The organism is Pseudomonas fluorescens, from assembly GCF_902497995.1.
Taxonomy (GTDB): domain Bacteria; phylum Pseudomonadota; class Gammaproteobacteria; order Pseudomonadales; family Pseudomonadaceae; genus Aquipseudomonas; species Aquipseudomonas fluorescens_BK.
This window is the reverse complement of sequence record NZ_CABVII010000015.1, coordinates 106336-116435: the sequence shown is the minus strand read 5'-3', so window position 1 is coordinate 116435 and position 10100 is coordinate 106336. Positions and strand designations below refer to the sequence as shown.

The 10100-nt window shown below is 61.7% G+C and carries 11 protein-coding genes; 7 read left to right on the top strand and 4 right to left on the bottom strand.

Features of this window, described 5'->3' with window-relative positions; genetic code table 11:
- Window positions 1-46: 46 nt before the first annotated feature.
- The 4 genes from F8N80_RS18535 to pilG form a co-directional block, all read right to left on the bottom strand.
- On the bottom strand, window positions 47-2104 hold the full coding sequence (locus F8N80_RS18535; RefSeq protein ID WP_150746672.1) for a methyl-accepting chemotaxis protein: 2058 nt from the start codon (window positions 2102-2104) through the stop codon (window positions 47-49).
- A gap of 121 nt (window positions 2105-2225) precedes the next feature.
- A complete protein-coding gene (locus F8N80_RS18530) occupies window positions 2226-2765 on the bottom strand; it encodes a chemotaxis protein CheW (RefSeq protein ID WP_150784413.1) in 540 nt (179 codons plus the stop codon).
- Between the two features lie 10 nt (window positions 2766-2775).
- The gene (gene pilH / locus F8N80_RS18525) at window positions 2776-3141 is read right to left on the bottom strand and encodes a twitching motility response regulator PilH (protein WP_150746670.1); all 366 of its coding nucleotides are present in this window, start codon (window positions 3139-3141) and stop codon (window positions 2776-2778) included.
- A gap of 56 nt (window positions 3142-3197) precedes the next feature.
- The gene (gene pilG, locus F8N80_RS18520) at window positions 3198-3602 is read right to left on the bottom strand and encodes a twitching motility response regulator PilG (RefSeq protein ID WP_008152601.1); all 405 of its coding nucleotides are present in this window, start codon (window positions 3600-3602) and stop codon (window positions 3198-3200) included.
- 352 nt (window positions 3603-3954) lie between these two features.
- Here pilG and gshB point away from each other — a divergent pair, with 352 nt between their 5' ends.
- The 7 genes from gshB (at window position 3955) to F8N80_RS18475 (ending at window position 10030) form a co-directional block, all read left to right on the top strand.
- Entirely contained in the window at window positions 3955-4926 is a 972-nt protein-coding gene (gshB, locus tag F8N80_RS18510; protein WP_150746669.1) for a glutathione synthase, read from the top strand.
- 102 nt (window positions 4927-5028) lie between these two features.
- Entirely contained in the window at window positions 5029-5928 is a 900-nt protein-coding gene (locus F8N80_RS18505) for an energy transducer TonB (RefSeq protein WP_150784412.1), read from the top strand.
- A 180-nt stretch (window positions 5929-6108) separates the two neighbouring features.
- On the top strand, window positions 6109-6681 hold the full coding sequence (locus F8N80_RS18495; protein ID WP_150784411.1) for a YqgE/AlgH family protein: 573 nt from the start codon (window positions 6109-6111) through the stop codon (window positions 6679-6681).
- Window positions 6681-7118: a Holliday junction resolvase RuvX gene (gene ruvX, locus F8N80_RS18490; protein WP_005792259.1), complete on the top strand. Its 438-nt coding sequence runs from the start codon at window positions 6681-6683 to the stop codon at window positions 7116-7118. The genes F8N80_RS18495 and ruvX overlap by 1 nt, the downstream gene beginning before the upstream one ends.
- Window positions 7119-7226: 108 nt before the next feature.
- On the top strand, window positions 7227-7730 hold the full coding sequence (gene pyrR / locus F8N80_RS18485; RefSeq protein WP_150746666.1) for a bifunctional pyr operon transcriptional regulator/uracil phosphoribosyltransferase PyrR: 504 nt from the start codon (window positions 7227-7229) through the stop codon (window positions 7728-7730).
- Between the two features lie 27 nt (window positions 7731-7757).
- Entirely contained in the window at window positions 7758-8762 is a 1005-nt protein-coding gene (locus tag F8N80_RS18480) for an aspartate carbamoyltransferase catalytic subunit (protein ID WP_007939362.1), read from the top strand.
- A complete protein-coding gene (locus F8N80_RS18475) occupies window positions 8759-10030 on the top strand; it encodes a dihydroorotase (RefSeq protein WP_150746665.1) in 1272 nt (423 codons plus the stop codon). Before F8N80_RS18480 ends, F8N80_RS18475 begins: the two co-directional genes overlap by 4 nt.
- The last annotated feature ends 70 nt before the right edge of the window (window positions 10031-10100 follow it).

Below are 10100 nucleotides of genomic sequence, written 5' to 3'. Positions count from 1 at the left end.
CACTCCAATCCCCTGCCCAATCAAGAAGCATACGCTCTTGCGCGCTTCACACTTTATCCGCAGCCTGTGCCCGGGTCGCCGGCAAGGTGAAGCCGGACACCGAACGCCGCAGCTGACTGGCCATTTTCGCCAGGTTGCCGATGCTCTCGGCAGTGGCCGTGGAGCCAGACGAGGTCTGCGTGGTGATCTGCTGGATCACGTTCATCGTCAGGGAAATCTGCCCGGCCGAAGACGTCTGTTGCTGCGCAGCGTTGGAAATACTCTGGATCAGCGCCGCCAGGGTCTTCGACACCCCTTCGATTTCTTCCAGGGCCACCCCGGCATCCTGCGCCAGACGCGCGCCGCGCACCACTTCGGTGGTGGTCTGCTCCATGGAAATCACCGCTTCGTTAGTGTCGGTCTGGATCGCCCGCACCAGGGTTTCGATCTGTCGCGTCGCGGCGGATGAACGCTCGGCCAGTCTTTGTACTTCGTCCGCCACCACTGCAAAACCGCGGCCGGCGTCACCGGCCAGGGACGCCTGGATCGCCGCATTCAGGGCGAGAATGTTGGTCTGGTCGGCAATGTCATCGATCAGGCTGACTATATCGCCGATTTCCTGGGAAGACTCACCCAATCGCTTGATGCGCTTGGCGGTGTCCTGAATCTGCTCGCGAATATTGTCCATGCCGTGGATCGTGTTATGCACCACCTCGTTGCCCTTGTTGGCGATCTCCACCGAACGCTCGGCCACCGCCGAGGATTCGGCCGCGTTGGCCGACACCTGATCGATGGATTCGGCCATATCGTTGATCGCCGTGGACGCTTCGGCAATCTGCTGGGCCTGATGCTCCGAGGCCTGGGCCAGGTGCATGGCGGTGGCCTGGGTTTCCTGCACGGCGGCGGCAACCTGGCCGGCCGTGAGGTTGATCGTCGCCACCAGATCCCGCAGCTGATCGACGGAGTAGTTGATCGAATCGGCGATGGTGCCAGTAAAGTCTTCGGTCACCGTAGCGGTCACGGTCAGGTCGCCGTCGGCCAGGTCCTCGATCTCGTCCAGCAGCCGCATGATTGCGTTCTGATTGCGCTCATTCTTCTCGGCAGTCTCACGCAACTGACGATTGGTTTCGCGCACCATCACCAGCCCGATGAGGATGATCGACATCAGTGCCGCGAGGCCCAGTACATAGCCGCCAATGGTGTCGGTATTGCGCCCGCCGGCGAGGTTTTCGAACCCGGTGGCCAGGTGCGAGGCTTCGTCGAGCAGGGTTTGCGACAAGGTAAAAATGTTGCTGGCCGATTCCCGGACCTTGAACAGCTCCGGCGAGGTTTCGAGGATTTCGTCCACCGATCCCGAGACGAATTCGAACAGCTCGGAAATCTCGATCAACCGGGCGCGGGCATCGCGGTCTTCGACCTGGCTCACCTTCAGCGCCGGATTACCCTGCAGCATGCCGGTGAGCACCTGGCCGAATCGCGCAGCGTCACGACCAAACGCGTCGGCGGCCTGTTGTGAGTTTTCGTCTCCGGACAGCACGGTGTTCACCGCGCCGAGGATACGTTCAGCCAGCAGCGTCTGACGCTGGGCCATCGCCACCTGGGCGGCCGGAGCACCGCGTTGCAGGAGGATTTCGACGACCTTTTCGTATTCGACTTGCAGCTGCGGCACGGTTTCGGCCAGGGTGGCGGCGACTTGATGCAGGGACAGTACGGTCTGTTCGCTGGAGAGGATCGTGTCGGTGTTTTTCAGCAGACGCTCCCAATCCAGCTGCACGGCACGCATTTCCGGGCGCACGGTAGACGGCGCCGGCGGCAGGCCGGTGGAGGGGTCGCCTTTTTTCAAATAGCTCCAACGCCGGGCAAAATCATTGCGCGCGTCGCTGAGGAGTTTGAACGCCGCCGCCTTACCCGCGGCGGCTTCGGTGGCGTTCTTGGCGATGCGCTGGGACAGCACGCGCAGCTCGCCGGCGTGGCCGATGTACTGCTTGTCGTACGTGGCCTGGGTATTGAGGTAAGCGAAGTGGGCGAACAGCAGCATGATGAAGACGATCAGCGCGATGAACAGCGCGATGATCTGCGAGCGGCTGCGCGAGCCTTCCGGCTTGCCTGTTTTTGCTTTTATCATCGGTTCTCGCCTGTCCTGCCCAATCCAACCCCCCCCTGTAGGAGCGAGGCTTGCCCGCGAAGAACGATAACGCGGTGTGCCTGCAAAACCGTGCCGCCTGCTTCGCGGGCAAGCCTCGCTCCTACAGGACTGCGGCGACGTTCATGAAACCTTGCGACTGCACCAACGCAAACGGGCTGAACACCTGCCAGGTCTGCCCGCGTTGAAAGCGGCCGGTGACGAACGCCGAAATCGGCCCGTGCCCATTGTCTGCCGGCTCCAGACTGTCCTGGGCAAAGTGCTGGAGACCGAAGACTTCATCAACCATCAACCCGGCGAACACATCGCCATGCTCGACCACCAACACCCGCCGCTGCTTGCGCAGAGGCGACAGCTCATGACCGAAGAAGCCACACACATCCATGATCGGCAGCAATCGTCCGCGCAAGTTGGCGACGCCCTTGACCCAGGGTTTGACGCCCGGCAGCTGAGTGAACCGCGGCTCATGCAACACTTCGCTGACTTCGCCCATGGGTGCGACGTACCAGCGCTCGCCCAGGCGAAAACCGATACCGCTCCAGCGGTCCTGTCGGAACGGCTGGGACGGTAGATCCGCCGCCAGCAGACGACAACGCCGATCGATCTGCAGCAGCAGTTCGAAGGCGGTCAGCGACTCGGTCATGGCTGGATTATCAACCGGCCAGCACGTTGTTCAGGATCTTGATCAGGGTGTCTTCGTCGACCGGTTTGGTCAGGTAGTCCCTGGCCCCCTGGCGCGTGCCCCAGACCTTGTCGGTTTCCTGATCCTTGGTGGTGATGATGATCACCGGAATGTGTCCGGTTTCCGGGTCTTTGGTCAGCTGACGGGTCGCCTGAAAACCGTTGAGGCCGGGCATGACGATGTCCATCAGCACCGCGTCGGGTTTTTCCTGGCGGGCCAGGGCCACGCCGTCGGCGCCATTTTCGGCCTTCAACACTTCATGACCGTGCTTTTCCAGCATGCCGGTCAGTTTGTACATTTCGGTCGGCGAATCATCGACGATCAGAATACGTGCCATGGTCTTCCCCATTCTTGTCGACACCGGGCCCGCTGGCCGAGCGTCACTGTGGTGTCTTACTGCGGCAAAACGGCGGCGAAGCCCGGTACATGGGCCTGGATCGCGTTCAGCAGTTCTTCCTTGCTGAAAGGTTTGGTCAAAAACTGGTCGGAGCCGACGATGCGCCCCTTGGCCTTGTCGAACAGCCCGTCCTTGGACGACAGCATGATCACGGGTGTGGACTTGAACGCGCTGTTGTTCTTGATCAAGGCGCAGGTCTGATAACCATCCAGGCGCGGCATCATGATGTCGACAAAGATAATGCCGGGGTGATTATCGGCAATCTTGGCCAGGGCATCAAAACCATCGATGGCCGTGATGACCTCACAACCCACGTTCTTCAACAGCGTTTCGGCGGTGCGGCGAATCGTCTTCGAATCGTCGATCACCATGACCTTCAAGGCGCTGGAATGCTGTTCCATAAATGCTCTACCGTCGCCTTTGCGAATCAAATTGTCCATTTGCGCTAACCGCAGGCTTGAAACCCTTGATGTTCAAGGCCCAGCACGATATGGCAGCCTTTTTAGCACAGTCTCCAGATCCAATCTATCGGGGGACTGGCGTGGTGGTTTTTCCTTGACCCGGAACACACTCGGCGCCACTCTGACGCCACTTTTATACGGTCCTGTGGATTGATCTTTTGTGTAGGAGCGAGGCTTGCCCGCGAAGAACGATGACGCGGTGTGCCTGCAAAACCGTGCCGCCTGCTTCGCGGGCAAGCCTCGCTCCTACAAGAGGATCGGCATAGCCCCCCAAATCTTCGAGGAAACACCCATGAGCGTTCGCGTCGGGATTGTCATGGATCCCATTGCCAGCATCTCCTACAAGAAGGATAGCTCGCTGGCCATGCTGCTGGCCGCGCAGAAGCGCGGCTGGGAACTGTTCTATATGGAACAGCGGGATTTGTACCAGGCCGAAGGCGAAGCGCGGGCGCGGATGCGTCCGTTGAAAGTCTTCGCCAATCCGGAAAAATGGTTCGAACTGGACGCCGAGCAGGATGCGCTGCTGAGCGACCTGGACGTGATTCTGATGCGCAAGGACCCGCCGTTCGACATGGAGTTCGTCTACTCCACGTACCTGCTGGAGCAGGCCGAGCGCGCTGGCGTACTGGTGGTCAACAAGCCGCAAAGCCTGCGCGACTGCAACGAGAAACTATTCGCCACGCTGTTCCCGCAGTGCACACCGCCGACCATCGTCAGCCGTCGCCCGGACGTATTGCGTGAGTTCGCCGATCACCACGGTGATGTGATCCTCAAGCCGTTGGATGGCATGGGCGGTTCGTCGATCTTCCGTCACACCGTCGGCCACCCGAACCTGTCGGTGATCCTCGAAACCCTGACCCTGCATGGCAATCAGCAGATCATGATCCAGGGTTACCTGCCGGCCATCGTCGATGGCGACAAACGCATCCTGATGATCGATGGCGAACCGGTGGATTACTGCCTGGCGCGAATCCCGGCGGCGGGCGAAACCCGGGGCAACCTGGCCGCCGGTGGGCGTGGCGAAGCGCGTCCGCTGACCGAGAAAGATCGCTGGATCGCGGCACAAGTCGGCCCGACCCTGCGCGAGAAAGGCCTGCTGTTCGTCGGTCTGGATGTGATTGGCGAGCACCTGACGGAAATCAACGTCACCAGCCCGACCTGCATTCGCGAGATCGACAATGCGTTCGGCACCGACATCGGTGGCCTGTTGATGGATGCCATCGAGAAGAAGCTGCAAGCTGCAAGCCTCAAGCCGCAAGTTTGAAGCACGCGGCGGACAGCTTATCGCTTGCCGCTTGAAGCCTGAAGCTAAAAACCAACATTGCGTTATCATGCCCGGCCTGTGAAAAACGCTATGTTGGTTTTTATGACGCTTCCGTCCGATCTGCCCGCTGAACTCGCCCATCGTGGTGTGCGCCCGGTCGATCGCCTCGGTTTTACCCTGTTCCTCGCGGCGCTGATTCACCTGGCCTTGCTCTTGGGTGTCGGCTTTACGATGGTCGAACCCACGCAGATCAGCAAAACCCTGGAAATCACCCTCGCCACGTTCAAAAGCGAAAAAAAGCCCGAAAAAGCTGACTTCCTTGCCCAGGAAAACCAGCAAGGCAGCGGCACCCTGGATAAGAAGGCGATTCCCAAGACCACCGAGGTCGCGCCGTTCCAGGACAACAAGGTGCGCAAAGTCACCCCACCGCCGGCGGCCAAACCTGAAGTACAGCAAGCCCCGCCCAAGGCAGCCGTGACGACCGTCGCGCCCAAACCGAAAAAAGCCCCGGCCAAAACCGCAGAACCCAAGACCGACACCAAACCCAAGGTGGCGGCGCCGACGTTCGACAGTGAACAGCTGTCCAGCGACATCGCCAGCCTTGAAGCGGAACTGGCCAACGAACAACAGCTATACGCCAAGCGCCCGCGTATCCACCGCCTGAGCGCCGCCTCGACCATGCGCGACAAGGGCGCCTGGTACAAGGACGAATGGCGCAAGAAGGTCGAGCGCATCGGCAACCTCAATTACCCGGACGAGGCCCGACGCAAACAGATTTACGGCAATTTGCGCCTGATGGTCTCGATCAACCGCGACGGCTCACTGTATGAAGTGCTGGTGCTGGAGTCTTCCGGGCAACCGCTGCTGGATCAGGCGGCGCAGCGGATTGTGCGGCTGGCGGCGCCGTTCTCGCCGTTTACCGGGGATTTGTCGGACATCGACCGGCTGGAAATCATCCGCACCTGGAAATTCGCCCGCGGCGACCGACTCTCCAGCAACTGAACACCGCAGAACCCCTGTGGGAGCGGGCTTGCTCGCGAAGGCGGTGTGTCATTCAGCATTCATGTCGACTGACACGCAGCCTTCGCGAGCAAGCCCGCTCCCACAGTTGATCTTCGTCGGCTGGGAAATTGCGCCATCCCCGGCTTGTCAGTTCGCCCCTCCAACGCCACACTAGCGCTCATGAAGAACGTCAGCCCCAGCTACCTCAAGCATCACTTCCTGATCGCCATGCCACACATGGCCGACCCGAACTTTGCGCACACCTTGACCTACATCGTCGAGCACACGGCCAATGGTGCCATGGGGCTGGTGGTCAACCGTCCGCAAGACCTGAACCTGGCCGATATCCTCGAACAATTGCGCCCCGACATCGAACCGCCGGCCCTCTGCCAGCATGTGCCGATCTTTATCGGCGGGCCGGTGCAGACCGATCGCGGCTTTGTCCTGCATCCGTCGGGAAAAACCTTTCAGGCGACCGTTGATCTGGAAGGCGAGCTGTCTTTGTCGACCTCCCAGGACGTGCTGTTCGCCATCGCCGACGGCGTCGGCCCCGCGAAAAGCGTGATCATCCTGGGCTACGCCGGTTGGGAAGCCGGGCAACTGGAGGCCGAACTGGCCGACAATGCCTGGCTGACCTGCCCGTTCGACGCCGACATCCTGTTCAATACCAGCAGTGAATTGCGCCTGGAAGCGGCGGCCAAACACTTGGGCATCAATCTCAACCTGCTGACCAGCCAGGCGGGGCACGCCTGATGGCCCTGCGGTTGATTCTGGGTTTCGACTATGGCACCAAACAGATCGGCGTCGCGGTCGGCCAGGTGATTACCGGCCAGGCTCGCGAGCTGTGCACCTTGAAGGCACAGAACGGCATTCCCGACTGGAATCAGGTCGAAGCGCTGATCAAGGAGTGGAAACCCGATGCCGTGGTGGTCGGCCTGCCATTGAACATGGACGGCACACCGAGCGACATGTGCCTGCGGGCGGAAAAATTCGCCCGGCGCCTGAATGGCCGTTACAACCTGCCCTTCTATACCCACGACGAACGCCTGACCACCTTCGAAGCCAAGGGCGAGCGGCGTGATCGCGGCGGGCAAAAGGGCAGTTACCGCGACAATCCGGTCGACGCCATTGCCGCCGCCCTGCTGCTGCAAGGCTGGCTCGACGAAAACACCGCGCTGTTCGAATCCTGACCCCCACAGATCCTGATGAGCCGCTGCGCGTCTCTATTAGCTACAACCCGAGCCCCGCCCAAGCGCTATACCCCAAATGCTGGGCTCGGGCCGAAGAAGGAGCAAACCATGAGCCTGCCTAATCCCGGCGAACTGATCAGCCAGATGGCGATCCGCCTCAAGGACCATCTGGAACACCGTGGCATCAACGAACCGCGTTACATCGGCATTCGAACCGGCGGCATCTGGGTCGCCCAGGCGTTGCTCGACGAACTGGGCAGCGACTCGCCCTTGGGCACGCTGGACGTTTCCTTCTACCGTGACGACTTCAGCCAGAACGGCCTGCACCCGCAAGTGCGTCCGTCTGCCCTGCCCTTCGAGATCGAAGGCCAGCATTTGGTGCTGATCGACGACGTGCTGATGAGTGGCCGAACCATCCGCGCCGCCCTGAATGAACTCTTCGACTACGGCCGCCCGGCCAGCGTGACGTTGGTCTGCCTGCTGGATCTGGACGCCGGCGAGTTGCCGATTCGCCCGGATGTAGTGGGCGCGACCCTGTCTCTGGCAGCCCACGAGCGCGTGAAGCTGTCCGGTCCGGAGCTCAAGCTCGAACTGCAAGACCTCGCCTTTTAATTCGCCCTATTGAGAGTCCCCCTCGCGATGACGCCTCTAGAAACCAAGCGCCCGCTGCAGCTCAATGATCAGGGCCAGCTGCGCCACTTCCTCTCGCTCGACGGTCTGCGCCGCGAGTTGCTGACGGAAATCCTCGACACCGCGGATTCGTTCCTCGAAGTCGGCGCACGGGCGGTGAAGAAAGTCCCGTTGCTGCGTGGCAAGACCGTGTGCAACGTGTTCTTCGAGAACTCCACCCGCACCCGCACCACCTTCGAACTGGCGGCCCAGCGGCTGTCGGCCGACGTGATCACCCTCAACGTGTCCACATCGTCGGCGAGCAAGGGTGAAACCCTGCTCGATACCCTGCGCAACCTGGAAGCCATGGCCGCCGACATGTTCGTCGTGCGTCACGGTGATTCCGGCGCGGCCCACTTCATTGCCGAGCACGTCTGCCCGCAAGTGGCGATCATCAATGGTGGCGACGGCCGGCATGCCCACCCGACCCAGGGCATGCTCGACATGCTCACGATCCGTCGGCACAAGGGCGGCTTCGAAAACCTCTCGGTGGCCATCGTCGGCGACATCCTGCATTCGCGGGTAGCGCGCTCGAACATGCTGGCCCTGAAAACCCTCGGCTGCCCGGACATCCGCGTGATTGCGCCGAAAACCCTGCTGCCGATCGGCATCGAGCAATACGGGGTGAAGGTCTACACCGACATGACCGAAGGCCTGAAAGACGTCGACGTGGTGATCATGCTGCGCCTGCAGCGCGAACGCATGACCGGTGGCCTGCTGCCGAGCGAAGGCGAGTTCTACCGCCTGTTCGGCCTGACCACCGCCCGCCTGGCCGGCGCCAAACCGGATGCCATCGTCATGCATCCTGGACCGATCAACCGTGGGGTGGAGATTGAGTCCGCCGTGGCGGACGGCCCGCACTCGGTGATCCTCAACCAGGTGACCTACGGCATCGCGATTCGTATGGCCGTGCTGTCCATGGCCATGAGCGGGCAGACTGCCCAGCGCCAATTCGAGCAGGAGAACGCCCAGTGAAGCTCAGCATTCTCGGCGCCCGCGTTATCGATCCAAGCAGCGGCCTGGATCAAGTGACTGATATCCACGTTGAAGCCTGCAAGATCGTCGCCATTGGCGCCGCACCGGCCGGTTTTGTCGCCGTCGACACCATCGATGCCCAAGGCCTGGTGGCCGCGCCGGGCCTGGTTGACCTGAACGTCGCCCTGCGCGAACCGGGCTACAGCCGCAAAGGTTCGATCATCAGCGAAACCCGCGCCGCAGCGGCCGGTGGCGTGACCAGCCTGTGCTGCCCACCGAAGACCAAACCGGTGCTGGACACCTCGGCCGTGGCCGAACTGATCCTCGATCGCGCCCGCGAGGCCGGCAACGCCAAGGTTTATCCGATTGGCGCCTTGAGCAAAGGCCTGGACGGCGAACAGCTTGCAGAACTCGTGGCTTTGCGCGATGCCGGCTGCGTGGCTTTCGGCAATGGCCTGGAGAGTTTCCGCAGCACCCGTACTCTGTGCCGGGCGCTGGAATACGCGGCAACGTTCGACCTGACGGTGATGTTCAACTCCCAGGACCATGACCTGGCCGAAGGTGGCCTGGCCCATGAAGGCCCGACCGCCAGTTTCCTCGGTTTGCCGGGCATTCCGGAAACCGCCGAGACCGTGGCCCTGGCCCGGGATCTGTTGCTGGTCGAGCAAAGCGGCGTGCGCGCGCATTTCAGCCAGCTCACCAGCGCTCGCGGCGTGGCCCTGATCGCCCAGGCCCAGGCACGCGGGCTACCAGTGACCGCCGATGTCGCCCTGTACCAGTTGATTTTGACGGATGAAGCGCTGATCGGCTTCAGCAGCCTCTATCACGTCCAGCCGCCGCTGCGCACCCGCGCCGACCGCGATGGCCTGCGTGAGGCGGTGAAGTCTGGCGTGATCTCGGCCATCTCCAGCCATCACCAGCCACACGAGCGGGATGCGAAACTGGCGCCGTTCGGTGCCACCGAGCCGGGCATCAGCAGCGTTGAGTTGTTGCTGCCACTGGCGATGACGTTGGTGGAAGACGGCTTGCTCGACCTGCCGACCCTGCTTGCACGCTTGAGCGCCGGACCTGCCGAGGCATTACGCCTGCCGGCGGGCAAGTTGGCGGTGGGCGGTGCAGCGGATATTGTGCTGTTCGACCCTGCAGCCTCGACCGTGGCCGGCGAAACCTGGCTGTCCAAGGGTGAAAATTGCCCGTTCATGGGTCACAGCCTGCCGGGTGTGGTGCGTTACACCTTGGTAGACGGGCGTATCAGCCACCAGGCTTAAGACCGAGTCGCCTGCATTCGCGAGCAAGCCCGCTCCCACATTAAATTTGCGGTGAACACAGATGTTGTGA

Excerpts from the sequence above, each read along its gene's own strand:
- F8N80_RS18495 (WP_150784411.1), top strand. The coding sequence starts at position 6,109 with ATGAAGAACGTCAGCCCCAGCTACCTCAAGCATCACTTCCTGATCGCC.
- F8N80_RS18530 (WP_150784413.1), bottom strand. The coding sequence starts at position 2,765 with ATGACCGAGTCGCTGACCGCCTTCGAACTGCTGCTGCAGATCGATCGG.
- F8N80_RS18480 (WP_007939362.1), top strand. The coding sequence starts at position 7,758 with ATGACGCCTCTAGAAACCAAGCGCCCGCTGCAGCTCAATGATCAGGGC.
- gshB (WP_150746669.1), top strand. The coding sequence starts at position 3,955 with ATGAGCGTTCGCGTCGGGATTGTCATGGATCCCATTGCCAGCATCTCC.
- ruvX (WP_005792259.1), top strand. The coding sequence starts at position 6,681 with ATGGCCCTGCGGTTGATTCTGGGTTTCGACTATGGCACCAAACAGATC.
- F8N80_RS18505 (WP_150784412.1), top strand. The coding sequence starts at position 5,029 with ATGACGCTTCCGTCCGATCTGCCCGCTGAACTCGCCCATCGTGGTGTG.
- F8N80_RS18535 (WP_150746672.1), bottom strand. The coding sequence starts at position 2,104 with ATGATAAAAGCAAAAACAGGCAAGCCGGAAGGCTCGCGCAGCCGCTCG.
- pilG (WP_008152601.1), bottom strand. The coding sequence starts at position 3,602 with ATGGAACAGCATTCCAGCGCCTTGAAGGTCATGGTGATCGACGATTCG.
- pilH (WP_150746670.1), bottom strand. The coding sequence starts at position 3,141 with ATGGCACGTATTCTGATCGTCGATGATTCGCCGACCGAAATGTACAAA.
- pyrR (WP_150746666.1), top strand. The coding sequence starts at position 7,227 with ATGAGCCTGCCTAATCCCGGCGAACTGATCAGCCAGATGGCGATCCGC.